The sequence below is a fragment of the Pseudomonas sp. TMW22089 genome (assembly GCF_022496645.1).
GTDB classification, from domain to species: Bacteria; Pseudomonadota; Gammaproteobacteria; order Pseudomonadales; family Pseudomonadaceae; genus Aquipseudomonas; species Aquipseudomonas paraversuta.
Genome location: NZ_SCFG01000007.1, coordinates 118,539 through 143,476, shown reverse-complemented (window position 1 = coordinate 143,476; position 24,938 = coordinate 118,539). Strand labels below are relative to the sequence as shown.

20 protein-coding genes are annotated in these 24,938 nt (G+C 58.5%); 12 read left to right on the top strand and 8 right to left on the bottom strand.

Annotated features, from left to right (window positions below; translation table 11 throughout):
- Positions 1 to 198 precede the first annotated feature (198 nt).
- The 3 genes from EQV90_RS09605 (at position 199) to EQV90_RS09595 (ending at position 4,981) form a co-directional block, all read left to right on the top strand.
- Entirely contained in the window at positions 199 to 1,971 is a 1,773-nt protein-coding gene (locus EQV90_RS09605; RefSeq protein WP_240878029.1) for an N-acetylglutaminylglutamine amidotransferase, read from the top strand.
- A gap of 3 nt (positions 1,972 to 1,974) precedes the next feature.
- The gene (gene ngg / locus EQV90_RS09600; protein WP_003447050.1) at positions 1,975 to 3,720 is read left to right on the top strand and encodes an N-acetylglutaminylglutamine synthetase; all 1,746 of its coding nucleotides are present in this window, start codon (positions 1,975 to 1,977) and stop codon (positions 3,718 to 3,720) included.
- 73 nt (positions 3,721 to 3,793) lie between these two features.
- Complete coding sequence (locus EQV90_RS09595) at positions 3,794 to 4,981, top strand: osmoprotectant NAGGN system M42 family peptidase (RefSeq protein ID WP_003447048.1); 1,188 nt, start codon at positions 3,794 to 3,796, stop codon at positions 4,979 to 4,981.
- A 207-nt stretch (positions 4,982 to 5,188) separates the two neighbouring features.
- Here EQV90_RS09595 and cysG read toward each other — a convergent pair whose 3' ends face one another.
- Genes cysG through EQV90_RS09565 form a run of 6 tightly spaced genes read right to left on the bottom strand, consistent with a single transcriptional unit; the run spans position 5,189 to position 12,730 of the window.
- A complete protein-coding gene (cysG, locus tag EQV90_RS09590) occupies positions 5,189 to 6,583 on the bottom strand; it encodes a siroheme synthase CysG (RefSeq protein WP_003447046.1) in 1,395 nt (464 codons plus the stop codon).
- A complete protein-coding gene (gene serS / locus EQV90_RS09585; protein ID WP_003447044.1) occupies positions 6,584 to 7,864 on the bottom strand; it encodes a serine--tRNA ligase in 1,281 nt (426 codons plus the stop codon).
- A gap of 16 nt (positions 7,865 to 7,880) precedes the next feature.
- Positions 7,881 to 8,255, bottom strand: coding sequence for a fluoride efflux transporter CrcB (crcB, locus tag EQV90_RS09580; protein WP_003447042.1), 375 nt, complete (start codon positions 8,253 to 8,255; stop codon positions 7,881 to 7,883).
- On the bottom strand, positions 8,252 to 9,577 hold the full coding sequence (locus EQV90_RS09575) for a replication-associated recombination protein A (protein WP_010656192.1): 1,326 nt from the start codon (positions 9,575 to 9,577) through the stop codon (positions 8,252 to 8,254). The genes crcB and EQV90_RS09575 overlap by 4 nt, the downstream gene beginning before the upstream one ends.
- A gap of 30 nt (positions 9,578 to 9,607) precedes the next feature.
- Positions 9,608 to 10,231, bottom strand: a complete 624-nt coding sequence (gene lolA, locus EQV90_RS09570; protein WP_003447038.1) for an outer membrane lipoprotein chaperone LolA — start codon at positions 10,229 to 10,231, stop codon at positions 9,608 to 9,610.
- A 51-nt stretch (positions 10,232 to 10,282) separates the two neighbouring features.
- Positions 10,283 to 12,730, bottom strand: a complete 2,448-nt coding sequence (locus tag EQV90_RS09565; RefSeq protein WP_177412945.1) for a DNA translocase FtsK — start codon at positions 12,728 to 12,730, stop codon at positions 10,283 to 10,285.
- Between the two features lie 372 nt (positions 12,731 to 13,102).
- Between EQV90_RS09565 and aat the strand changes: the two genes are divergently transcribed.
- The 3 genes from aat to infA all read left to right on the top strand — a co-directional run bounded on the left by aat (position 13,103) and on the right by infA (position 14,910).
- Positions 13,103 to 13,789, top strand: a complete 687-nt coding sequence (gene aat / locus EQV90_RS09560; RefSeq protein ID WP_003447034.1) for a leucyl/phenylalanyl-tRNA--protein transferase — start codon at positions 13,103 to 13,105, stop codon at positions 13,787 to 13,789.
- Positions 13,790 to 13,885: 96 nt separating this feature from the next.
- Positions 13,886 to 14,593, top strand: coding sequence for an arginyltransferase (locus tag EQV90_RS09555; RefSeq protein ID WP_003447032.1), 708 nt, complete (start codon positions 13,886 to 13,888; stop codon positions 14,591 to 14,593).
- Positions 14,594 to 14,691: 98 nt separating this feature from the next.
- Positions 14,692 to 14,910 (top strand): translation initiation factor IF-1, encoded by a 219-nt coding sequence (gene infA / locus EQV90_RS09550; protein ID WP_002553999.1) that lies wholly within the window; start codon positions 14,692 to 14,694, stop codon positions 14,908 to 14,910.
- Positions 14,911 to 15,070: 160 nt separating this feature from the next.
- On the opposite strand, the gene clpA is transcribed toward infA, so the two are convergent.
- Both clpA and clpS read right to left on the bottom strand, forming a co-directional pair.
- Complete coding sequence (gene clpA, locus EQV90_RS09545) at positions 15,071 to 17,341, bottom strand: ATP-dependent Clp protease ATP-binding subunit ClpA (RefSeq protein ID WP_240878028.1); 2,271 nt, start codon at positions 17,339 to 17,341, stop codon at positions 15,071 to 15,073.
- Between the two features lie 29 nt (positions 17,342 to 17,370).
- Positions 17,371 to 17,733 carry an ATP-dependent Clp protease adapter ClpS gene (gene clpS / locus EQV90_RS09540; RefSeq protein ID WP_003447027.1) on the bottom strand — a complete coding sequence of 121 codons (363 nt, stop codon included), beginning with the start codon at positions 17,731 to 17,733 and terminating at the stop codon, positions 17,371 to 17,373.
- A 225-nt stretch (positions 17,734 to 17,958) separates the two neighbouring features.
- Between clpS and EQV90_RS09535 the strand changes: the two genes are divergently transcribed.
- The 6 genes from EQV90_RS09535 to purB all read left to right on the top strand — a co-directional run bounded on the left by EQV90_RS09535 (position 17,959) and on the right by purB (position 24,910).
- Positions 17,959 to 18,237 carry a cold shock domain-containing protein gene (locus EQV90_RS09535; RefSeq protein WP_003447025.1) on the top strand — a complete coding sequence of 93 codons (279 nt, stop codon included), beginning with the start codon at positions 17,959 to 17,961 and terminating at the stop codon, positions 18,235 to 18,237.
- Between the two features lie 496 nt (positions 18,238 to 18,733).
- On the top strand, positions 18,734 to 20,956 hold the full coding sequence (locus EQV90_RS09530; RefSeq protein WP_003447023.1) for an NADP-dependent isocitrate dehydrogenase: 2,223 nt from the start codon (positions 18,734 to 18,736) through the stop codon (positions 20,954 to 20,956).
- Positions 20,957 to 21,151: 195 nt separating this feature from the next.
- Complete coding sequence (locus EQV90_RS09525; protein WP_003447021.1) at positions 21,152 to 21,598, top strand: NUDIX hydrolase; 447 nt, start codon at positions 21,152 to 21,154, stop codon at positions 21,596 to 21,598.
- 59 nt (positions 21,599 to 21,657) lie between these two features.
- Positions 21,658 to 22,791, top strand: a complete 1,134-nt coding sequence (gene mnmA / locus EQV90_RS09520) for a tRNA 2-thiouridine(34) synthase MnmA (protein WP_003447019.1) — start codon at positions 21,658 to 21,660, stop codon at positions 22,789 to 22,791.
- The gene (hflD, locus tag EQV90_RS09515) at positions 22,788 to 23,411 is read left to right on the top strand and encodes a high frequency lysogenization protein HflD (protein WP_003447017.1); all 624 of its coding nucleotides are present in this window, start codon (positions 22,788 to 22,790) and stop codon (positions 23,409 to 23,411) included. The genes mnmA and hflD overlap by 4 nt, the downstream gene beginning before the upstream one ends.
- Before the next feature lie 128 nt (positions 23,412 to 23,539).
- Positions 23,540 to 24,910, top strand: a complete 1,371-nt coding sequence (gene purB / locus EQV90_RS09510) for an adenylosuccinate lyase (protein WP_003447016.1) — start codon at positions 23,540 to 23,542, stop codon at positions 24,908 to 24,910.
- Positions 24,911 to 24,938: the final 28 nt, after the last annotated feature.

Genomic DNA, 24,938 nt, shown 5'->3' with positions numbered 1-24,938 from the left:
GAACGCTACTGGTTACCAGCATTTTGCAATGCCAGGGCATAGCGTTCCGATACTGCTTGCAACCGATGCCTGGTGGATCACCTCTCCCGATCAACGGAGAGAAGTTGAGACGCCTGACATGCTGCGAAAGCGTAGAAAAATCCTGCTTGAACAGCAGCAGTAGCGCGACAGGCCCGGCTTTGAAAGGGTTAAAGCAACATGTGCGGATTAGCTGGAGAGTTACGTTTTGATCATCAACCTGCCGACCTGGCAGCCATCGAACGCATCACCCATCACCTGGCACCCCGTGGGCCCGACGCCTGGGGTTTTCACAGTCAGGGACCGATAGCCCTCGGCCACCGCAGGCTGAAAATCATGGACCTGTCAGACGGCTCGGCGCAGCCGATGGTCGACAGCCAACTGGGTTTGTCCCTGGCGTTCAACGGCGCCATTTATAACTTCCCCGAACTGCGGGCCGAGCTCGAAAGCCTCGGCTACGGGTTTTACTCCGACGGTGATACCGAAGTGCTGCTCAAGGGCTATCACGCCTGGGGCGAAGCCTTACTGCCCAAGCTCAATGGCATGTTTGCCTTTGCCATCTGGGAGCGTGACAGCCAGTCGCTATTCATAGCCCGCGACCGCCTGGGCGTAAAGCCGCTGTACTTGTCGCTGACCGGCGAACGCCTGCGCTTTGCCTCGACTCTGCCGGCACTGCTCAAGGGCGGTGATATCAGCCCGATGCTCGACCCGGTCGCACTCAATCACTACCTGAATTTCCATGCCGTGGTGCCTGCACCGCGTACCCTGATTGCCGGTATCGAAAAACTGCCGCCGGCCACCTGGATGCGGATCGAGGCCAATGGGCAGACCGAGCAAAAAACCTGGTGGACCCTGCCCTACGGGCCCCACGCCGATGAACAAAATCTGACCCTGGAAGACTGGCGCGACCGCGTTCTGGACAGCACCCGCGAGGCCGTAGCCATTCGCCAGCGCGCTGCCGTGGATGTTGGCGTGCTGCTCTCGGGCGGCGTCGACTCCAGTTTGCTGGTGGGCTTGCTGCGGGATGTTGGCGTACAGGACCTGTCGACTTTTTCCATCGGCTTTGAGGACGCAGGCGGCGAAGGCGGGGACGAATTCCAGTACTCGGACTTGATCGCCAGGCATTACGGCACCCGCCATCACCAACTGCGCATTGGCGAACATGAAATCATCGAGCAACTGCCGGCGGCCTTCCGCGCCATGAGCGAGCCGATGGTCAGCCACGACTGCATCGCCTTTTATTTGCTGTCTCGTGAAGTGGCCAAACATTGCAAGGTGGTGCAGAGCGGTCAGGGTGCTGACGAGCTGTTCGCCGGTTATCACTGGTACCCGCAAGTCGACGGCGCCAGCGATCCATACGCCGCTTACCGTGAAGCCTTCTTCGACCGCAGTTATGACGAATACAAAGCCACAGTGCAGCCCCGCTGGCTGACGGCCAATGACGCGGCCGGCGACTATGTACGCGAGCATTTCGCCCAGCCGGGGGCGAATGCCGGAGTGGACAAGGCCTTGCGCCTGGACAGCACGGTGATGCTGGTGGATGACCCGGTTAAACGGGTCGACAACATGACCATGGCCTGGGGCCTTGAAGCCCGCACGCCATTTCTCGACTACCGGCTGGCCGAACTTTCGGCGCGAATTCCCGCACGCTTCAAGTTGCCCGATGGCGGCAAGCAGGTGCTCAAGGAAGCCGCACGACTGGTTATCCCCAGTGAAGTGATCGACCGCAAAAAAGGTTACTTTCCGGTGCCTGGTCTCAAGCATCTGCAAGGCAATACCCTTGATTGGGTACGCGACCTGCTGCTGGACCCGAGCCAGGATCGAGGGCTGTTTCAACCCGCCATGCTCGATCAGCTACTGACCAACCCGCAAGGTCAACTGACACCCCTCAATGGTTCCAAGCTGTGGCAACTGGCTGCTTTGAACCTGTGGTTGAGCGAACAAGGAATCTAATCAATGAAACCCCTCGCTACGGCCTACAGCCAGCGTTTGTTACGCGGCCAGGCGCCGTCTTATGAACGCCTGCAGGCCCGTTTTGCCGAAGATGGCAGTGAACCGGGCGCAGAGCCCATGGCCATCCATTGCGGCTGGGGGCGACTGCTGATCGGGCATACCTTCCCTGATCCTGCCAGCCTGGCCAACGAGTTGCTGAACGAGCAAACCGGCGAACGTGATATCGCGCTCTACGTTGCAGCGCCCCAGCAAGTGTTGGCGCAATCACCGCAGCAGCTGTTTCTCGACCCCTCGGACACCTTGCGCCTGTGGTTTACCGACTACCGCCCGGCCACAAGGGTGTTCCGCGGGTTCCGCATCCGCCGGGTGCAAAGTGAGGCTGACTGGAATGCGGTCAATACGCTGTATCAGGCGCGCAATATGCTGCCCATCGACCCGCAGCTGCTGACCGCACGCCACCAGGGCGGGCCGGTGTACTGGATCGCCGAAGATGAAGCCACGGGCACGGTGATTGGCAGTGTGATGGGCTTGAACCACCACACGGCGTTTCATGACCCTGAAAACGGCAGCAGCCTGTGGTGCCTGGCAGTCGATCCACAGTGCTCTCGTCCCGGAGTGGGTGAAGTGCTGGTGCGCCATTTGATCGAGCACTTCATGAGCCGGGGTCTGAGCTATCTCGACTTGTCCGTGCTGCACGACAACGCCCAGGCCAAGAGCCTCTACAGCAAGCTGGGCTTTCGCAACCTGTCGACCTTCACCATCAAACGCAAAAACGGCATCAACCAACCGCTGTTTCTGGGGCCGGGGCCCGAAGCCGGCCTCAACCCTTACGCGCGGATCCTGGTTGAAGAGGCCTACAAACGCGGGATCGATGTCCAGATCGATGACGCTGGCGCCGGGCTTTTCACCCTCAGCCACGGCGGCCGACGGATTCGTTGCCGCGAATCACTCAGTGATTTGACCAGCGCTATCAGCATGAGCCTGTGTCAGGACAAATGCCTGACCCACAAGGTATTGAGCCAAACGGGACTGAACGTGCCGAGCCAGCAACTGGCGAGCGATGCCGATGACAATCTGGCGTTTCTCGAGCAGCACTCGCGGGTGGTGGTCAAACCTGTGGATGGCGAACAGGGCAATGGGGTGGCGGTGGATCTGGAAACCATCGAACAGGTGCAGCAGGCCATTGAAACGGCCCGCGGGTTTGATAGCCGGGTCTTGCTCGAAAGCTTCCACGAAGGCCTCGATCTGCGCATTGTGGTGATCGGCTTTGAAGTGGTCGCCGCCGCCATCCGCCGACCTGCTCAGGTTATTGGTGACGGCCTGCACCGCGTTGACCAGTTGATCGAAGCGCAAAGCCGACGGCGCCAGGCCGCAACCCAGGGTGAAAGCCGTATCCCGCTGGATGGCGAAACCCTGCGCGCAGTACAGGCGGCGGGCTTCGAGTACGACAGTATTGTGCCAACTGGCCAGATAGTGAACGTGCGCCGAACGGCCAACCTGCACACCGGTGGCTGCCTTGAAGACGTGACCGACATTCTGCACCCGGTGCTGGCCGACGCTGCAGTCCGTGCAGCACGGGCGCTGGATATTCCGGTGGTCGGGCTGGACTTGATGGTGGTGGCTGCCGATCAGCCCGAGTACGTGTTTATCGAAGCCAACGAACGGGCCGGTCTTGCCAATCACGAGCCACAACCCACCGCCGAACGCTTCATCGATTTGTTGTTCCCGCACAGTCAGCCGGCACCCTGAAGTACCGTCGCTGAACGTCACCCGGAACCCGCCGCATCGCAGCGATGCGGCGGGCCTCACCTCAGGAGTCATTATGAATCGCACCATCCCTGAACCCGATCTCGACTACCTGCAACGGGTACTCCTGGAAATGCTCGCCATTCCCAGCCCCACCGGTTTTACCGACACCATCGTGCGCTATGTGGCCGAACGCCTGGATGAGCTGGGCATTCCTTTTGAACTGACCCGTCGCGGCACGTTGCGCGCGACCCTCAAAGGTCAGAAAAACAGCCCGGATCGCGCCGTTTCGGCGCATCTGGACACCATCGGCGCCAGCGTACGGGCGATCAAGGACAACGGACGGTTGATCCTGGCGCCAGTGGGTTGCTGGTCCAGCCGCTTTGCCGAGGGCAGCCGTGTCAGTCTGTTTACCGACAACGGAGTGATTCGCGGCAGTGTCCTGCCTCTGATGGCTTCAGGGCATGCATTCAACACCGGGGTGGATGAATTGCCTATCAGTTGGGACCACATTGAGTTACGCCTGGATGCCTACTGCGCGACTCGCGCAGACTGCGACTCACTGGGGGTGAATATTGGCGACTATGTCGCGTTTGACCCGCTGCCGGAATTCACCGAAAGCGGGCATATCAGTGCCCGGCATCTGGACGACAAGGCGGGTGTAGCGGCCTTGCTCGCGGCCTTGAAGGCCATTGTCGACAGCGGTGTACAACCGTTGATTGACTGCCATCCACTGTTCACCATCACCGAAGAAACCGGTAGCGGTGCGGCTGCTGCTTTGCCATGGGATGTAAGCGAATTCGTCGGGATTGATATTGCCCCGGTGGCACCGGGTCAGCATTCCAGCGAGCACGCCGTGAGTGTGGCGATGCAGGATTCGGGGGGGCCGTACGACTATCACTTGTCGCGGCACTTGCTGGGCCTGGCCGCCGAAAACGAGCTGCCGGTACGCCGCGATATGTTCCGTTACTACTTCAGCGATGCGCATTCGGCGGTGACCGCCGGGCATGACATCCGTTGCGCCTTGCTGGCATTCGGTTGTGACGCGACCCACGGTTATGAGCGAACCCATATCGACAGCCTGGCGGCGTTGAGCCGATTGCTCGGTGCTTACATCCTGAGCCCGCCGGTATTTGCCAGTGACGCGCAGCCTGCCCAGGGTTCACTGGATCGCTTCAGCCACCAGATCGAGCATGACGCGCAAATGGAAAGCGATACCCGGGTGCCGTCGGTAGAGAGTCTGGTGGGAGATAACCGCAGCTGAATAAACGCAGATCCCCTGCAGGAGCGAGCTGTATGTGACAGCGCTGGACAGCTCGCTCCTACAGCTTTCAAACCATGCCAGCTTCTGATGCACATACACAAAGCGGTGGAGATAACCGGCGCCAAACGCAAGTCACCGTAGGAGCGAGCTTGCTCGCGAGCTGTTCGTTAACACGCGCAAAAGCTCGCTCCTACAGGAAATTGGCGTTTATACCTGAGACTGTGCGCCTTCGAACCATGCAAGCTTCTTACGCAGCAATACCACTTCGCCCACAATCACCAGGGTAGGTGCATGGACTTCGTGATCGGCCACCAGCTTGGGCAAGTCACTGAGCGTGCCGGTAAACACCCGCTGATTGGCCGTGGTGCCTTGCTGGATCAGCGCAGCCGGAGTGTCTGGGGAACGGCCATGGGCGATCAGCTGTTCGCAGATGATCGGCAAACCGACCAGCCCCATGTAGAACACCAGTGTTTGCGCCGGAGCGACCAGGTCACTCCAGGGCAAATTGCTGGTGCCGTCCTTCAGGTGCCCCGTCACAAAACGCACGGACTGCGCGTAGTCGCGATGGGTCAGGGGGATGCCGGCATAGGCTGAACAACCGCTGGCTGCCGTGATACCCGGTACCACCTGGAACGCAATGCCATGGGCCGCCAGCTCTTCGATCTCTTCACCACCACGACCAAAGATGAACGGATCGCCACCCTTGAGCCGGACCACACGCTTGCCCTGTCTGGCCAGATCCACCAATTGGCGGTTGATCTGGTCTTGCGGCACCGCGTGATCGGCGCGGCGCTTGCCGACATAAATACGCTCGGCATCGCGACGGCACAGTTCAAGAATCGCAGGAGCTACCAATCGGTCGTAGAGCACCACATCTGCTTGCTGCATCAGACGCAACGCGCGAAAGGTCAGCAGGTCCGGATCGCCCGGGCCGGCACCCACCAGGTAAACCTCACCGGTAGTGATGGCCGCTTCGCCATTGATCTTGGCCAGCAGCAAACGCTCTGCTTCAGCGCCCTGCCCGGCCAGTTGCCGGTCAGCAATCGGGCCCTGGAAAACATCTTCCCAGAACCCGCGACGCTGCTGCACATCAGGAAACAAGCCTTTGACCTGGGTGCGAAAACGCGCTGCAAGGCCGGCCAGTTGACCGTAGGTCGAGGGAATCCAGGTTTCAATCTTGGCGCGAATCAAGCGCGCTAGCACCGGCGCGTCGCCACCACTGGAAACGGCAATCACCAGCGGGGAGCGGTCGACAATGGCGGGGAAGATCACGCTGCACAAGGCAGGTGCATCCACCACATTGACCGGCACACAGCGGCGGTGGGCATCAGCGGAAACTTGCGCATTGAGCGGCTCATCGTCGGTTGCGGCAATGATCAGGACACACCCTTCAAGGTCCGCCTCAACATAGCCACGCAACACCTGTTCGCCGCCGCTGCTGTTAATCAATTCGCACAACTGGGGCTCGATGGCGGGTGCGACAACCCGCAGTAGCGCACCGGCATCGGCCAGCAGCCGGGATTTGCGCAGGGCAATCTCCCCGCCGCCGACCACCAGTACACGGCTGCCACGCAGGTTATGAAACAGCGGCAGAAACTCCATTTAGCCGATGACCTCGATGCCGCCCATGTAGGGCTTGAGCACTTCTGGCACACGGATCGAGCCGTCTGCCTGCTGGTAGTTTTCCAGCACCGCTACCAGGGTGCGGCCTACAGCCAGACCCGAACCGTTGAGGGTGTGGACCAGTTCCGGCTTGCCGGTTTCCGGATTACGGAAACGCGCTTGCATACGGCGGGCCTGGAAATCGCCACAGTTGGAGCACGACGAAATTTCGCGGTACTTGTCCTGGCTCGGGATCCACACTTCCAGATCGTAGGTTTTAATTGCGCTGAAGCCCATGTCGCCGGTGCACAGCGCCAGCGTGCGGTATGGCAGTTCCAGCAGTTGCAGCACTTTTTCAGCGTTGCCAACCAGACCTTCCAGCGCGTCCATCGAGGTCGAAGGCTCAACGATCTGGACCATTTCAACCTTGTCGAACTGGTGCTGACGGATCATGCCGCGGGTATCACGACCCGAAGCCCCGGCCTCGCTGCGGAAGCACGGGGTGTGCGCCACAAACTTGATCGGCAGGGATTTGTGCTCGACGATTTCGCCGGCAACGATGTTGGTCAAGGTCACTTCAGCGGTCGGGATCAGATAAAAATCGGCTTCGCCTTCGCGGCTGATCTTGAACAGCTCTTCTTCGAACTTGGGCAGCTGGCCAGTGCCTTGCAGCGCCGGGGCCTGGACCAGATAAGGCGTGTAAGCCTCTTCGTAGCCGTGCTCGCCGGTGTGCAGGTTGATCATGAACTGCGCCAGTGCGCGGTGCAGGCGAGCGATAGGCCCGCGCAGCAAGGCAAAGCGGGCACCGGACAATTTGGCGGCGGTTTCGAAATCCAGCCAGCCGTACTGCTCGCCAAGGGCGACGTGGTCCTTGATTTCAAAATCGAAGGCAGTCGGCGTTCCCCAGCGGCGGATTTCGACATTGTCGTCTTCATCGGCACCGACCGGCACGGAGGCGTCCGGCAGGTTCGGCAGGCTCAGCAGGATCGAGTCCAGCTCGGTCTGGATGGCGTCCAGCTCGACCTTGCCACTGGCCAGATCGCTGCCCATGGTTTCAACACTGGCCATCAGTGGCGCGATATCTTCACCGCGAGCCTTGGCCTGGCCAATGCTTTTGGAAATGGCATTGCGCTCTGCCTGAAGCTTCTCGGTCAGGGTCTGGACTTCTTTACGCTTGGCTTCCAGCGCGTCGATGCGCGCCACGTCCAGCTTGTAGCCACGGGATGCCAGGCGATCCGCTACGTCCTGCAGGTTGGTACGTAACAGTTTGGAATCGAGCATGTCGGTTTCTCGTTTATCAAAGTTTGGTCAAGGACAGGCCAGCCCAGGTGGCGAGCAGCCCGCCGAACACGCTGAGGGCCGCATAGCCCAGTGCCAGTGGCACTTGCCCGCTTTCAAGCAGGCGCACCGTGTCCAGTGAAAAGGATGAAAATGTGGTCAAACCGCCCAGAAAACCCACCATCAGTCCGGCTCGGACTTCAATCGGCACTTCGGGGCGTATCAAAAAAAGTCCGTACAGGACGCCAATCAGCAGGCAGCCCACGATATTAACGGCCAATGTCGCGGTATAGAAGTGCCTGGGCCAATTGGCATTAATCCAGTTACCCGTGGCGAAACGCAACAAGGTTCCCGCAATACCGCCCACAGAGACGGCAACAATCAGTGGAATCAAGGTTTTCTCCGCCGTATCGGGCTCGCCTGATCAAGCGCTGCCAGGTGCCTGAGCTTTTCGCCGATTTTAAGCTCCAGCCCGCGGGGTACCGGCTGATAAAGCTGCAATGGCTCCAGCTCGTCCGGAAAGTAATCTTCGCCGGCGGCATAGGCGTCCGGCTCGTCATGGGCATAACGGTACTCGTCGCCATAGCCCAGTTGTTTCATCAACTTGGTCGGCGCGTTGCGCAAATGCAGCGGCACTTCACGGGAACCGTCTTCGGCAACGGCACGCCGTGCGGCCTTGAAGGCCATGTACACCGCGTTGCTCTTGGGCGCACAGGCCAGATAAGTGATGGCCTGGGCCACTGCCAGTTCGCCTTCCGGACTCCCCAGACGTTCTTGCACGTCCCAGGCCGCCAGACACAGGCTCAAGGCTCGCGGGTCGGCATTACCGATATCTTCACTGGCCATGCGCACCACGCGTCGGGCGATGTACAGCGGATCGCAGCCGCCATCGATCATTCGCGCAAACCAGTACAGCGAGGCATCCGGGTTAGAGCCGCGTACCGATTTATGCAATGCCGAGATCTGGTCGTAAAACGCCTCGCCGCCCTTGTCGAAACGACGCTGAGTGTCGCCCAGCAGGCTGTGCAGCAAATCGATGCCGATTTCGCTGTTGTCTTCAGCCAGGTCCGAAGCGTTTTCAAGCAGGTTGAGCAAGCGTCGGCCATCGCCATCGGCGGCCCGCAGCAATGTCTGGAAGCCTTCATCACTGAGGGTCAGACCACGCTTGCCCAGACCCTTGTCTTCAGTCAATGCGCGCTGCACCAGCTTGAGCATGGCCGCTTCATCGAGACTTTTGAGTACGTATACACGCGCCCGCGACAGCAGTGCGTTGTTCAATTCAAAGGAGGGGTTTTCTGTGGTGGCGCCAATGAAGATCAAGGTGCCATCTTCGACATAAGGTAAAAACGCATCCTGCTGCGACTTGTTGAAGCGATGTACTTCGTCGACAAACAGGATGGTCCGCCGCCCGTACTGGCCGGCTTGCTGCCTGGCGATCTCAACCGCCTGGCGAATTTCCTTTACCCCCGCCAGTACTGCCGAAACCGTTTCAAAATGCGCATCGGACACTTCCGCCAGCAAGCGCGCCAGGGTGGTTTTACCCACCCCCGGCGGCCCCCAGAAAATCATCGAATGCAGTGCCCCCTGCTCCAGCGCTTCGCGCAGGGGCTTGCCGCGCGCCAGCAGGTGTTCCTGACCGACGTACTCATCCAGATTGGCTGCACGCAGGCGGGCAGCCAGGGGTTGAGCGATGGGAGCACTACGAAACAAATCCATGGGCAGCGTTTGAAACCTCTTGGTCCGGGATTACTCCTGGATGACATCAGCCCCTTTCGGGATATCGAACTTGAATTTGGAGGCCGGGATCGGTTCGTTGGCCTTGACACCGTTGAACAGGATGTCGGTACGCTGACCCACGCTGTCGACCAGGCGCATGTTGTTGATCACGCCCTTGCGGAAGGACAGGCTCAGCGAGTCGAACAACGTGTCTTTGGTCTTCGGCTTGAGCACGAAGTCGATGACTTCTCCGGCTTGCCTGGAGGAAATATCAAAGCTTTCGCTGATTTTCGACACATCGCCCGAGAGCAGCAAGGCCGGGGTCTGGGTCAGACGCTGATCAAGCTTCTTGATCGTCACCTGCTCCAGGTCCGGGTCCCACAGGGTCACTTTCTGACCATCGGAAATCATGGTCTGTTCTTGAGGCGCATCGGTATGCCAGTAGAACAGGCCCGGGCGTTGCAGCGCCATTTCACCTGCGGTCTCCTGCAACTGCGTGCCGCTGCCATCGAGGGTCATCTGCGAAAAACGGGCGGTCAGGGTTTTCGACTTTTCCAGAAGGTTGGTCAAACTCTGAACATCAGGCTGGGCAGCACTGGCCGAAAATGCAGTAAAGGCCAATACCGGCAGCAAAAGCATGCTGACAAAACGCATGGAAATCCTCATTGATTAGTTGAACGCTGCTCGCGAATGCCCGCAGGCAAATCAGTCGCGCATTGGGGCCGGCGCCAGCACTTCACGCGAGCCATTGGTATTCATTGACGTGACAACCCCGGCCATTTCCATGGACTCGATCATGCGAGCGGCCCGGTTATATCCAATTTTCAGCTTGCGCTGCACTGCAGAGATCGAGGCACGACGGCTTTCGAGTACAAACTGAACCGCCTCGTCATACAAGGCATCGGTTTCAGCGTCGTCACTGCCCTCACTGCTGCCGCCATCAAAGCCGCTACCCGGCTCTTCAACGCCGGCCAGGATGTCATCGTTGTAATCAGGGCTGCCACGCAGCTTCCAGGCTTCAACCACACGGTGCACTTCTTCGTCCGAAACGAACGCGCCGTGCACACGAATCGGCAGGCTGGTGCCGGGCGGCATGTAGAGCATGTCGCCATGGCCCAGCAGTTGTTCGGCACCACCCTGGTCGATAATGGTGCGCGAGTCGATCTTGCTCGACACCTGGAACGCCATACGGGTCGGAATGTTGGCCTTGATCAGACCGGTGATCACATCCACCGACGGACGCTGGGTGGCGAGGATCAGGTGAATACCCGCAGCCCGCGCTTTCTGGGCGATACGGGCAATCAGTTCTTCGACCTTCTTACCGACGATCATCATCATGTCGGCAAATTCGTCGACCACCACCACGATGGTGGGCAACTTGACCAGCAGCGGCGCTTCGTCATGGATGCTTTCGCGCTTGTACAGCGGATCGGTCAGCGGCTCGCCGGCAGCCTCGGCATCCTTGATCTTCTGGTTGAAGCCCGCGAGGTTTCGCACCCCCATCTTGGCCATCAACTTGTAGCGCCGCTCCATCTCGGCAACGCTCCAGCGCAGGGCGTTAGCCGCATCTTTCATGTCCGTGACCACAGGGCACAGCAAATGCGGAATGCCTTCATAGATCGACAGTTCAAGCATTTTCGGGTCGATCATGATCAGCTTGGCGTCTTCCGGGCCCGACTTGAACAAAATCGACAAAATCATGGCGTTCACGCCTACGGACTTACCGGAACCGGTGGTACCGGCCACCAGCAAGTGCGGCATCTTGGCCAGGTCGGTAATCACCGGTTTGCCACCAATATCGTGGCCCAACGCCAGGGTGACTGGAGACTTGGCGTCATCAAACTCGGGGGTCGACAGCACTTCAGAGAACCGCACGATCTGGCGGTCTTCGTTAGGGATTTCGATACCCACGGTGGTTTTGCCCGGAATGACTTCAACCACCCGTACGCTGGTCACCGCCAGCGAGCGCGCCAGGTCCTTGGCCAGGTTGGCAATGCGGCTGACCTTGACCCCGGCCGCCGGTTGAATTTCGTAACGGGTGATCACCGGGCCCGGGTGGATCGAATCCACCGACACTTCGACCCCGAATTCCTTGAGTTTGATTTCAAGCAGATGGCCTACAGCCGCCAGGGACTCAGGGGAGTAATTGAGTTGTTTCTTCTCGGCCGGGTCAAGAATAGAGATCGGCGGCAAGGTGCCTTCAACCGCGCTGTCTACAAACAACGGTGCCTGCTTCTCTTTTTGGACCCGCTTGCTCGGCTCGGGCACTTTGGCCGGCGCCGGAGCGATGACGGCCGGCACGTGTTTTTCACGCTCGGACATGTGCTTGGTCAATGCCTGTTCGCGCTCGATCAGGCGCTCCTTGGCCTTGGCCTGTTCACGCTTGTCGGACACGCTTGGGGCGACCACTTCACTGACCCGGGTGTCGACTTCACGCAACTGGGCAACAAGCTGTTTGCGCTCGTTGCGGTCCGACCACCAGCGATTGGCTGCGCCCTGGATCAGCTCAAACAGATCGAGGGTGATTTTACCGGTGACGTCCATGACCTTGAACCATGACAGGTCGGTGAACACCGTCAGCCCGAACAGGAACAACGCAATCAGCAGCAAGGTACTGCCCTGGATGTTCAGTGCGTTCTTGGCCAGATCACCCAGGCTTTCGCCCAGTGCACCGCCCGCGCCAGCCGGCAAACCTGCGGCCGAATGGAAGTGGATATGGGCCAGGGCTGCGCCCGATAGCACCAGAAATATCAGACCTACCAGGCGCCACGAGAACAACAGGCCGCTCCACTGCCAGGGCTGATGCCGCTCACGGAAGATCTGCCAGGCCTTGATCGCCAGCAGCAACGGAAAGATGTAGGCAAAGTAACCGAGCACCATAAACAGGATGTCAGCGCTGTAGGAGCCAGCAGGTCCGCCGAAGTTCTGCACATCGACTACGCGGCTGTTATGGCTCCAGCCGGGATCGTCCTTGCCGTAGGTCAGCAAGGCCATGATCATGAACAGGCATAGGGCGCCAATAGCGATCAATGCACCTTCCTTGAGCCGGTAGTGCAATTGCTGACGCCAGAGAGGAACGGCTTTGGGTGCTGCTGCTGTGGATTTCTTCAAAACGGGTCTTTTCCTGCGCCTTTGGCGCGCCCAACTATTAATTGACTAAATTGACTGCAAAGTACTGCCCATATTGAGCAGGTGACAAGTTCCGACATGAAACTGACCAGCGCTGTACACAGCCTTGTACTATTACCCGCAGTAGTCTGCAGTGACATCCGTGCAGTCTAGATCAGCTCAAACAGGCGGGCCATTGTACGGGTTTAAGCCGCTGATGCCACGTGGCCTCAAGGCGCGGGCAAAATCGGCGCGCGACTGGCTGAGAAGCGCCAATTTGAGCATGTATTACCTTTTGTGACAAAGACTTATACCACCGTCAAAACAGAGCTTACATTTAACTGGCAGATCGACTGAGACCGCATTTGCGCGACAGAGTTGCAACCGCCCTCCCCTTCTCCCGCAAGACGGATTGCCATGCTGACCTGGTTAAAACGCGACACCCTGACATTCCCGCCGCTTACCAAAGCCATGCGCGAGCCCAACGGGCTTTTGGCCGCGGGCGGCGATCTATCAGCCGACCGCCTGATCCAGGCCTACCGCCATGGCTGCTTTCCGTGGTTTTCCGAAGGCCAGCCCATTCTCTGGTGGTCGCCCGATCCGCGCACAGTGCTGTTCCCCGAGGAACTGCATGTATCCCGCAGCCTGGGGAAACTCTTGCGCCAGCAACGCTACCAGGTGAGCTTTGATCGTGACTTCGCAAGTGTCATCCAGGCCTGCGCCGCACCCCGCAGCTACGCGGATGGCACCTGGATCACCGACGACATGCAAAACGCCTACACCGAACTTCACGCCCGCGGGCACGCCCATTCGGTGGAGGTCTGGGATAACGGCACACTGGTCGGTGGCCTGTACGGCCTGGCAATGGGCCAGCTATTTTTTGGCGAGTCCATGTTCAGCCGGGCCGATAACGCTTCAAAATTCGGCTTTGCCACACTGGTCAGGCAACTCCAGGCCTGGGGTTTCGTGCTGATTGATTGCCAAATGCCGACCAATCATCTGGAAAGCCTGGGTGCACGCTCAATCCCGCGCCAACAGTTTGCCGACTACCTGCGCCAGCATCTGGACCAACCCTCAACCGCGGCGTGGGCCACACCTCTGTAGCCTCGTCGCTGGCTGCAGTTATTGCAGGCAGGGTTTTATAGGCGAGTTTTGCGCACTGGCTTACACTTAATTCAAAAGATTTCCCGAGGGCCCATCATGACCGAGCTGGCGCGTTTGAAGTTTTATGCCACTCAACCTCACGTTTGCAGCTACCTGCCCGATGAACAAGCCACCACGCTGTTCCTCGACCCCAGCCAGCCGATGGATGTGCAGGTCTATGCCGACTTGTCCGAAATGGGTTTCCGGCGCAGTGGTGATCACCTCTATCGTCCCCATTGCCTGAAGTGCGATGCGTGCACCCCGGCGCGGATTCCTGTCGCGCGCTTTATGCCCAACCGCCAGCAAAAACGTATTTTCAAGCGTAATGCCGACCTGCAGGTGCAAGCGGTAAAACCCGGCTTCAGCGAAGAGAACTTTGGTCTGTATCAGCGCTATATCGAGCAGCGGCATGCCGATGGCGACATGTATCCACCGAGCCGCGACCAGTTTTCGACTTTTTTGGTACGCGACCTGCCGTTCTCTACATTCTACGAATTCCGCCTTGATGGACGCCTGTTGGCGGTCGCCGTGACCGACGTACTGCCCAACGGTTTATCGGCGGTCTATACCTTCTACGAACCTGCCGAAGAGCGCCGCAGTCTGGGGCGATACGGGATTCTCTGGCAGATCGCCGAAGCCAGGCGCCTGGGGCTGGATGCACTGTATTTGGGGTACTGGATCAAGAACTGCAAAAAGATGAATTACAAGACGGAATATCGGCCGATAGAGCTGCTGATAAATCAGCGATGGAGCACTGTTAACTGAACCCTTGGCTTAAACCCCATTTTTCGGGCACAATGCACGCCGCTTTTGCCTGGCGCAGTTGCACCGGGCCATTCATTGGACACCGAGGGCTTTACTGCATGTCGAAAGAAGACAGCTTCGAAATGGAAGGCACTGTCGTCGACACCCTGCCCAACACCATGTTTCGTGTGGAGTTGGAAAATGGGCACGTCGTAACCGCGCATATTTCCGGCAAGATGCGCAAGAACTACATTCGTATTCTTACCGGCGACAAAGTGCGCGTCGAGCTGACGCCCTATGACTTGAGCAAAGGGCGCATCACTTACCGCGCTCGTTAATCAAGTCAATACAAAACGCCCGGTTCTGCCGGGCGTTTTTGTGTGTCCGCGATTTGCCCCCCCCCTGCCGGAGCGAGCTGGCCTCGCGCCGCAGCCTCCATAAACAGTCCACCCATAAAAAAAGCGCCTTTCGGCGCTTTTTTTTTGCAGCAATGTCACATCAAGCCATTTCTACCGCAGTTTCAAACTCAAAGGTCAGCTCGCCGTCTTTCAGGTCGATATGTACCACACCGCCATGATCGGCCAGTTCACCAAAGAGAATCTCTTCAGCCAGCGGACGCTTGATCTTGTCCTGGATCAAACGCGCCATAGGGCGCGCACCCATCAACGCATCGTAGCCCCCTGCAGCCAACCAGCCACGAGCCTCGTCCGACACCACCAGTTGCACGTGCTTGTCATCCAGCTGCGCCTGCAACTCGGTGAGGAACTTGTCCACCACATGCTTGATAACCTCATGACCGAGGCGACCAAATTGAATAATGGTGTCCAGACGGTTACGGAACTCCGGAGTAAAGCTCTTCTTGATCGCTTCCATTGCATCGGAAGCATGATCCTGAATCGTGAACCCGATGGAAGCCCGCGAAGCCGTCTCGGCGCCCGCATTGGTGGTCATGATCACGATCACGTTGCGGAAGTCGGCCTTGCGCCCGTTGTTATCGGTCAGCGTACCGTGGTCCATGACCTGCAGCAGCAGGTTAAAGACCTCAGGGTGAGCCTTCTCGATCTCATCGAGCAGCAGCACGCAATGCGGCTGCTTGGTGATGGCTTCCGTCAGCAAGCCGCCCTGATCGAAACCGACATACCCTGGAGGCGCACCGATCAGGCGCGACACGGTGTGACGCTCCATATACTCGGACATGTCGAAACGTACCAGTTCGATCCCCAAAGCCTTGGCCAGCTGGCGGGCAGCTTCGGTTTTACCAACCCCGGTCGGACCTGCGAACAGGAACGAGCCGACAGGCTTGTCAGGGGACTTGAGGCCGGCACGGGACAGCTTGATCGCCGTCGACAACGAATCAATAGCGGCTTCCTGACCGAATACGGTCATTCTCAGATCCCGCTCCAGGTTACGCAGCAGTTCCTTGTCTGAACTGGATACGTGCTTAGGAGGAATACGGGCGATTTTCGCAACAATATCTTCGACCTGCTCCACTTCGATGCGCTTTACACGCTTCTCCACCGGCTGCAGGCGCTGATATGCCCCTGCCTCGTCGATCACATCAATCGCCTTGTCCGGCATGTGCCGATCGTTGATGTAGCGCGAAGCCAGCTCAGCCGCCGCGCGCAAGGCCTCATCACTGTATTCGATACCGTGATGCTGCTCGAAACGGCCCTTGAGGCCACGCAGGATACCGATGGTGTCTTCAACCGAAGGCTCGGACACATCGACTTTCTGGAAGCGCCGCGCCAGTGCCCGGTCTTTTTCGAAGATGCCGCGAAACTCCTGGAACGTCGTCGAACCGATACAGCGGATATCACCCGAGGACAGTAGCGGCTTAAGCAGATTGGAGGCGTCCATAACGCCACCAGAGGCCGCGCCCGCACCAATGATGGTGTGGATTTCGTCGATAAACAAAATCGCATGCGGACGCTTTTTCAGTTCGCCGAGCAACGCCTGGAAACGCTTCTCGAAATCACCACGGTACTTGGTACCAGCCAGCAAGGCGCCGAGATCAAGGGAGTAGACGATGCTGTTAGCCAGCAAGTCCGGCACTTGATTGTCGACGATACGCTTGGCCAAACCTTCGGCAATTGCGGTTTTACCCACGCCGGCCTCACCGACCAGCAATGGGTTGTTTTTGCGACGACGCGCCAGGATCTGGGCGACACGCTCAACTTCCATTTCGCGCCCCACCAGAGGATCGATACGACCCTGGCGAGCCAGCTCATTCAAATTACTGGCATAGGCGTCCAGCGGATTGCTTGAGGACGACGATTCGCCACCCTCTTCGTCCTGCATGTCATTTTCGCCGTCGGAGTGATCGCCCTGCCCCGGGACCTTGGAAATGCCATGGGCAATGAAGTTGACCACATCAATACGCGCAACGCTCTGCTGCTTGAGCAGAAACACTGCCTGGCTTTCTTGTTCGCTAAAAATCGCAACCAGTACATTGGCACCCGTGACCTCACGTTTGCCAGAGCTTTGTACATGGAATACGGCACGCTGCAAGACGCGCTGGAAGCCCAGGGTTGGCTGGGTTTCGCGATCTTCATCGTGGGCAGGGATAAGGGGAGTCGTGGAATCAATAAACTCTTGCAGGTCATGCTTGAGTTTGTCGAGGTTTGCGCCACAGGCGCGTAGAACGGTTGCGGCCGCCTCATTATCCAAAAGCGCAAGAAGGAGGTGCTCAACCGTCATGAATTCATGACGTTTGGAGCGGGCTTCCTTGAAGGCCAGATTGAGGGTGACTTCGAGCTCGCGATTTAACATGGCTTCACCTCATACCCAAGTGGTCGGCGTTAACCGTCCTTCTCGATTTCACAGAGTAGCGGATGCTGACTTTCGCGTGCGTACTGGTTTACCTGCGCCGCCTTGGTCTCGGCAATGTCGCGGGTATAGATGCCGCACACAGCCCGTCCTTCTGTATGGACGGCCAGCATGACCTTGGTCGCCAATTCGCGATTCAAGTTAAAGAACACCTCAAGTATTTCTACAACGAAATCCATGGGTGTGTAGTCATCGTTAAACAAAACCACCTTGTACATCGGCGGCGCCTGGAGCGCAGGCTTAGCCTCTTGCACAGCCAAGCCAGCGGAGTCTTCGCCATCAAAATCGGGCTGATCCTGATTGAATGTTAGTCGAGTCTGGCTGATTGCATGCATGGAAAGAAAGGTTCGTCGTTGATCGATTACAGTGATGGAGGCAAACGTGTCAAATTTCAACAGCGCCGCCGCGTGACCTTGACTATCGGTAAAACGGTGTTACAACCAATGCAACCCACAGTGGGGAATAAAGGTCCGCGCAGTCAACCATATTTAGTGGTTCATGTGCGAGAGAACTGGATGATACTCCAGTGATGGAGTCGTTTGCAGCAGAGGGATATGAGTATGCAAGGCAAGGTCAAGTGGTTCAACAATGCCAAAGGCTTCGGCTTTATCAACACAGAGGCCAAGGAAGGCAAAGATGACGACGGTAACGAAATCGACTTTTTTGCCCACTTTTCCGCCATTCAGATGGACGGCTACAAGACACTCAAGGCCGGCCAACCCGTAAGCTTCGAAATTACCCAAGGCCCTAAAGGTCTGCATGCCGTGGCGATTACCGACGCCAAAGCCATTGCGCTTTCGCCAGTGACCGAACCAGAGGCCAGCAGCCTTCCGGCCTGACCCGCCAGCACACAACCTGCCACATAAAAAACCGGCCTGTTCGCCTACCCGAACCGGCCGGTTTTTTTTATGGCCGGGCACAATCAGGTTAAATCAGCGCGCAAAACCGATGTTCCACATTAATACCCTCGGCGTGACATTGTCCGGACAAGCCCGGAAACAAAGGACCAGGCACCAGCTACCGGCACATCGTACAATCCATTCTTAGACCAATGGATGATCTCCGATATTGCGCAGCCCTCGCAGGAACATTAGTGACCTATGTATACTGCGCCGGTGACCACGGAGTCACTCAGATACACCTACTGGAATGAGTCTTTCAGGCCTAGAAAGGCTGAGTCGTTACCCCGGCTCGACCGCTTGACGCTCTACTGATGCATTCACATCACCGCGAAGAACCTCGACTTTCGGCTCATTGTTCACTGTGAACGAAAGCGCCTACCCTGCGCATCTCGAGTATCTGAGCACGCTCAGCAAAGAAGAGAGTTAATCCGAAATGCCCAACCGTTCGAAGATCATCTATACCTTCACCGACGAAGCTCCGGCGCTCGCCACCTATTCACTGCTGCCTATCATCGAAGCCTTTACCGCTAGCGCTGATATCGCCGTTGAGACGCGCGACATCTCTCTGGCAGGCCGTATCCTTGCCAGCTTCCCCGAGCAATTGGGTGCCAAGGCTGTAGCAGACCACCTCGCCGAACTGGGCGCCCTGGCCGTTACACCTGAAGCCAACATCATCAAGCTGCCTAACATCAGCGCCTCGGTCCCGCAATTGCAGGCCGCGATCAAAGAACTGCAAGCGCAGGGCTTTGACATTCCGGATTACCCGGAGACCGTGACTACTGACGCTGAAAAAGAAATCAAAGCGCGTTACAGCAAAGTCATGGGCAGCGCCGTAAACCCGGTACTGCGCGAAGGCAACTCCGACCGCCGCGCACCACTGTCGGTCAAGAACTATGCCCGCAAGCACCCGCATAAAATGGGCGCATGGAGTACCGACTCCAAATCCCACGTCGCTCACATGAGCGAAGGCGACTTCTATGGCAGCGAAAAGTCTGCCCTGATCGAAGCCCCGGGCAGCGTTAAAATCGAATTGATCGCTCAAGACGGCACCACCACCGTCCTGAAAGAGAAAACCGCGGTTCAGGCCGGCGAGATCATCGATTGCTCCGTAATGAGCAAAAAGGCATTGCGCGAGTTCATCGCGGCCGAAATCGAAGATGCCAAGAAAAAAGGCGTACTGTTCTCGGTTCACTTGAAAGCCACCATGATGAAGGTCTCCGACCCGATCATGTTTGGTCAGATCGTGGCTGAGTTCTATAAAGATGCGCTGGATAAACACGCTGACACCCTGAAAGAAATCGGCTTCAACCTGAACAACGGCATCGGCGACCTGTACGCTCGCATCAAGGCCCTGCCGGCCGAGAAGCAAGCTGAAATCGAAGCTGATATCCAGGCGGTGTACGCTGATCGCCCTGCGCTGGCGATGGTGAACTCCGACAAAGGCATCACCAACCTGCACGTACCGAGCGACGTCATCGTTGACGCCTCGATGCCGGCCATGATTCGTGATTCCGGCAAAATGTGGAACACCGAAGGCCAGCTGCAAGACACCAAAGCCGTGATCCCGGATCGCTGCTACGCCACCATCTACCAGGCGACCATCGAAGACTGCCAGAAGCACGGCGCCTTCGATCCGACCACCATGGGCAGCGTGCCAAACGTTGGCCTGATGGCGCAAAAAGCCGAAGAGTACGGCTCCCACGACAAAACCTTCCAGATCAAGACCCCTGGTGTAGTTCGGGTAACCGACAGCAACGGCAACGTGCTGATGGAACAAAAGGTTGAAGAAGGCGATATCTGGCGCATGTGCCAGGCCAAAGACGCGCCGATCCGTGACTGGGTGAAACTGGCCGTGAACCGTGCTCGTGCCAGCAACACTCCGGCCGTGTTCTGGCTCGATCCAAAGCGTAGCCACGACGCCGAAATGATCAAAAAGGTTGAAACCTACCTGAAGGATCACGACACCAGCGGCCTGGACATTCGCATCATGGCGCCGGTAGATGCCATGAAGTTCACCCTGGAACGCACCCGTGCGGGTCTGGACACCATTTCGGTGACCGGCAACGTACTGCGCGACTACCTGACCGACCTGTTCCCGATCATGGAACTGGGCACCAGCGCCAAAATGCTCTCGATCGTACCGCTGATGAATGGCGGCGGTCTGTTTGAAACCGGCGCAGGCGGTTCGGCTCCCAAGCACGTGCAACAATTGCTGGAAGAAAACTTCCTGCGTTGGGACTCGCTGGGTGAGTTCCTTGCACTGGCTGCCTCCCTGGAGCACCTGGGCACAACCTACAACAACCCGAAAGCGTTGGTGTTGGCCAAGACCCTCGATCAGGCCACCGGCCAGTTCCTCGACAACAACAAGTCGCCATCGCGCAAAGTCGGCAATATCGACAACCGCGGTAGCCACTTCTACCTGGCGTTGTACTGGGCTCAAGCCCTGGCCGCCCAGACTGAAGACAAAGAACTGCAAGCGCAGTTCGCCCCTGTGGCAAAAGCCCTGGCCGAGAACGAGGCAAAAATTGTTGCCGAACTTAACGCCGTACAGGGCAAGCCGGTCGACATCGGTGGCTACTACCACGCCGACGCCGACAAGGTGAGCAAAGTAATGCGCCCTAGCGCCACGCTGAACGCGATCATCGCTTCCGCGTAAGGGCAACAGGCAACAACACAAACCCCGGCCCACGACGCCGGGGTTTGTGTTTTTGGGCCAATACAAACCCCATGGCAGCTGGCTTGGCGGCGACGCTCACCACACAGCATCTGACCTGCCGCACCAGCTGATCGCTGGCTTGCAAGCTCCCACAGGATATATCCTGCCCCTCCCCGCACCCCATAGGGCCTACACATGGAATGGAAACCCCACATCACCGTCGCCACTGTCGTTGAAGACAATGGCCGTTTTCTGATGGTCGAAGAGCTCAAAGGCGAACGCGCCGTGCTCAACCAACCCGCAGGCCATCTTGATCCGAACGAAAGCCTGATCGACGCTGCAATCCGCGAAACCCTCGAAGAAACCGGCTACGACGTCGAACTTACCGGCGTGATCGGCATTTATTTGTACACCGCCCCCAGCAATGGCGTGACCTACCAGCGCGTGTGCTTTGCCGGCAAAGCGGTTAAACACCACCCCGACTACCAGCTGGATACCGGCATCATCGGCCCGCTATGGATGACCCGCGACGAGCTGATAGAGCAACGCCATCGCTGGCGCAGCGAGCTGAGTCTGCAGTGCATCGACGATTATCTGGACGGTAAACTGTTCGACCTGACGTTAATCCGCCCTTCGGTTTAGCCTTGAGCGCTCGGGCCTGCTAGAATCGCGTCCTTTTTCAAGACACTCATTGAAACCTTATGCGTGATCCAGCCTTAGTCGCCCCCGAAAAACAGCGCGTCATCGTCGGCATGTCCGGCGGTGTCGATTCTTCCGTTTCCGCCGTTCTGCTCATGGAGCAGGGCTACCAGGTGGAAGGCCTGTTCATGAAGAACTGGGAGGAAGACGACGGAACGGATTACTGCACCGCCATGGATGACCTGGCAGACGCCCAGGCCGTGTGCGACAAAATCGGCATCAAGCTGCACACCGCCAACTTTGCCGCCGAGTACTGGGACAACGTGTTCGAGCACTTCCTGGCCGAATACAAGGCAGGACGCACGCCGAACCCGGACATCCTGTGCAACCGTGAAATCAAGTTCAAGGCGTTCCTCGACTACGCCGTGATGCTGGGTGCCGATCTGATCGCTACCGGCCACTATGTGCGCCGTCGCGATATTGACGGCCGCACCGAGCTGCTCAAGGGCCTGGACCCGAACAAGGACCAGAGCTATTTCCTGCATGCCGTCGGCGGCGAACAAATCGCCAAGACCCTGTTCCCGGTCGGCGAACTGGAAAAGCCCGAGGTGCGCAAGATTGCTGAAAAGCACGATCTGGCCACCGCGAAGAAAAAGGACTCCACCGGGATCTGCTTTATCGGCGAGCGCCGCTTCAGCGACTTCCTCAAGCAATACCTGCCGGCACAACCGGGCGAGATCAAAAATACCGAAGGTGAAGTCATAGGCCGCCACCACGGCCTGATGTACCACACCATCGGCCAGCGCCAGGGCCTGGGCATCGGCGGCCTCAAAGACGCCAGTGACGAGCCGTGGTACGTGCTGATCAAAGACCTTGAGCATAACGAGCTGATCGTCGGCCAGGGCAACGATCACCCGTGGCTGTTTTCCCGCGCCCTGCTCGCCTCCGAAATTTACTGGGTCAACCCGATCGACCTGAGCAGCCCGTTGCGCCTGACCGCCAAGGTCCGCTATCGCCAGAGCGACCAGCCTTGCACGCTGGAAAAGACCGCTACCGGCTATCGCGCCACCTTCGATGATCCGCAACGCGCCGTCACCCCCGGCCAGTCCGTGGTGTTTTACGACGGCGAAGTGTGCCTGGGCGGTGGCGTAATTGAAGTTGCCGAACCCTGGACCAGCAAGGACAGCCGCGCATGAACCCCACTCAGGAGCAACTGATAGCCTTGGGCGGTGTGTTCCTCGCTGCAGTACTGGTGGACAAAATCGCCAAAACCGGCCAGGTCAGCGAAGCTGACTTGAGCTGCATGCTTGGCAGCCTGTTGATTCGCGACCCCAAGGACACGCTCGAAGTCTACGGTGGTGACGACATCAATCTGCGTGAAGGCTACCGGGCCCTGATCGGCGCCCTTGAACGCGACCCCAACACACTGCAGCGCGAGCCCTTGCGCTATGCCCTGTCGATGCTCGGCCTGGAGCGACAACTGGCCAAGCGTGAAGACATGCTGGAACTGATCGGCAAACGTCTGCCGCAGATCCAGTCACAGGTCGAACACTTCGGCCCGGCCCACGAAAACGTGGTGGCCGCCTGTGGCGCGCTGTACCAGGACACCCTGAGCACGCTGCGCCAGCGCATTCAGGTGCACGGTGACATGCGCAATCTGCAACAACCGAACAACGCCGCAAAAATTCGCGCCCTGCTGCTGGCCGGTATCCGTTCAGCGCGGCTTTGGCGTCAATTGGGTGGCCATCGCTGGCAGCTGGTAATCAGCCGTCGCAAGCTGCTCAAAGAGCTTTACCCGATGCTGCGCGGAAACTGAAACACGCCAGCAGGCACACTTTGTAACGTCGATATGCGTATGACGCCGGTCAGTTGGCAACGGACCGGCCGTTTTTTTCATGTATGATACGCGCCCCATTTCGTTGCCCGACTGTCCGAGAACACCCCATGCAGCTTTCTTCGCTCACTGCGGTTTCCCCTGTTGACGGCCGCTACGCCGGCAAAACCCAGGCCCTGCGCCCAATTTTCAGCGAATACGGCTTGATCCGTGCTCGCGTTCTGGTTGAAGTCCGCTGGCTCCAGCGCCTGGCTGCTCACGCCGCCATCCCTGAAGTCCCGGCGTTCTCCGCCGAAGCCAACGCCGTTCTGAATGAACTGGCCGAAAACTTCTCTCTGGAACACGCCGAGCGCGTCAAAGAGATCGAGCGCACCACCAACCACGACGTCAAAGCCATTGAGTACCTGCTCAAGGAACAGGCTGCCAAGCTGCCAGAGCTGGCCAACGTCAGTGAATTCATCCACTTTGCCTGCACCAGCGAGGACATCAACAACCTGTCCCACGCACTGATGCTGCGCGAAGGTCGTGATGACGTGATGCTGCCGCTGATGCGCCAGACCGCAGAAGCCATCCGCGAACTGGCAATCAAGTTCGCCGACGTGCCGATGCTGTCGCGCACCCACGGCCAACCGGCTTCGCCGACCACTCTGGGCAAAGAGTTGGCCAACGTGGTTTACCGTCTGGAGCGTCAAATCGCCCAGGTGGCCGCAGTCCCGCTGCTGGGCAAAATCAACGGCGCCGTGGGCAACTACAACGCCCACCTGTCGGCCTACCCGCAGATCGACTGGGAAGCCAATGCCCGCGCCTTCATCGAAGACGAACTGGGCCTGGGCTTCAACCCGTACACCACGCAGATCGAGCCGCACGACTACATCGCCGAGCTGTTCGACGCCATCGCTCGCTTCAACACCATCCTGATCGACTTCGATCGCGATATCTGGGGCTACATCTCCCTGGGCTACTTCAAGCAGCGCACCATCGCCGGCGAAATCGGTTCCTCGACCATGCCGCACAAGGTCAACCCGATCGACTTCGAAAACTCCGAAGGCAACCTGGGTATCGCCAACGCGCTGTTCCAGCACCTGGCCAGCAAATTGCCAATTTCCCGCTGGCAGCGCGACCTGACCGACTCCACCGTACTGCGCAACCTCGGCGTGGGCTTTGCTCACAGCGTGATCGCGTACGAAGCCAGCCTCAAAGGCATCAGCAAGCTTGAGCTTAACGCTCAGAAAATCGCTGCTGACCTGGACGCCTGCTGGGAAGTCCTGGCCGAGCCGATCCAGACCGTAATGCGCCGCTACAACATTGAAAACCCGTACGAGAAGCTCAAAGAGCTGACCCGCGGCAAGGGCATCAGCCCAGAAGCACTGCAAACCTTCATCGACGGCCTTGAAATGCCGCAAGCAGCCAAAGCCGAGCTGAAACTGCTGACGCCAGCCAACTACATTGGCAACGCGATAGAACAGGCCAAGCGCATCTGACCGCTGCAACGACCTACTAACGCCCGGC

Coding starts and splice junctions, on each gene's coding strand:
- EQV90_RS09605 (WP_240878029.1), top strand. CDS start 199: ATGTGCGGATTAGCTGGAGAGTTACGTTTTGATCATCAACCTGCCGAC.
- ngg (WP_003447050.1), top strand. CDS start 1,975: ATGAAACCCCTCGCTACGGCCTACAGCCAGCGTTTGTTACGCGGCCAG.
- EQV90_RS09595 (WP_003447048.1), top strand. CDS start 3,794: ATGAATCGCACCATCCCTGAACCCGATCTCGACTACCTGCAACGGGTA.
- cysG (WP_003447046.1), bottom strand. CDS start 6,583: ATGGAGTTTCTGCCGCTGTTTCATAACCTGCGTGGCAGCCGTGTACTG.
- serS (WP_003447044.1), bottom strand. CDS start 7,864: ATGCTCGATTCCAAACTGTTACGTACCAACCTGCAGGACGTAGCGGAT.
- EQV90_RS09575 (WP_010656192.1), bottom strand. CDS start 9,577: ATGGATTTGTTTCGTAGTGCTCCCATCGCTCAACCCCTGGCTGCCCGC.
- lolA (WP_003447038.1), bottom strand. CDS start 10,231: ATGCGTTTTGTCAGCATGCTTTTGCTGCCGGTATTGGCCTTTACTGCA.
- aat (WP_003447034.1), top strand. CDS start 13,103: ATGCTGACCTGGTTAAAACGCGACACCCTGACATTCCCGCCGCTTACC.
- EQV90_RS09555 (WP_003447032.1), top strand. CDS start 13,886: ATGACCGAGCTGGCGCGTTTGAAGTTTTATGCCACTCAACCTCACGTT.
- infA (WP_002553999.1), top strand. CDS start 14,692: ATGTCGAAAGAAGACAGCTTCGAAATGGAAGGCACTGTCGTCGACACC.
- clpA (WP_240878028.1), bottom strand. CDS start 17,341: ATGTTAAATCGCGAGCTCGAAGTCACCCTCAATCTGGCCTTCAAGGAA.
- clpS (WP_003447027.1), bottom strand. CDS start 17,733: ATGCATGCAATCAGCCAGACTCGACTAACATTCAATCAGGATCAGCCC.
- EQV90_RS09535 (WP_003447025.1), top strand. CDS start 17,959: ATGCAAGGCAAGGTCAAGTGGTTCAACAATGCCAAAGGCTTCGGCTTT.
- EQV90_RS09530 (WP_003447023.1), top strand. CDS start 18,734: ATGCCCAACCGTTCGAAGATCATCTATACCTTCACCGACGAAGCTCCG.
- EQV90_RS09525 (WP_003447021.1), top strand. CDS start 21,152: ATGGAATGGAAACCCCACATCACCGTCGCCACTGTCGTTGAAGACAAT.
- mnmA (WP_003447019.1), top strand. CDS start 21,658: ATGCGTGATCCAGCCTTAGTCGCCCCCGAAAAACAGCGCGTCATCGTC.
- hflD (WP_003447017.1), top strand. CDS start 22,788: ATGAACCCCACTCAGGAGCAACTGATAGCCTTGGGCGGTGTGTTCCTC.
- purB (WP_003447016.1), top strand. CDS start 23,540: ATGCAGCTTTCTTCGCTCACTGCGGTTTCCCCTGTTGACGGCCGCTAC.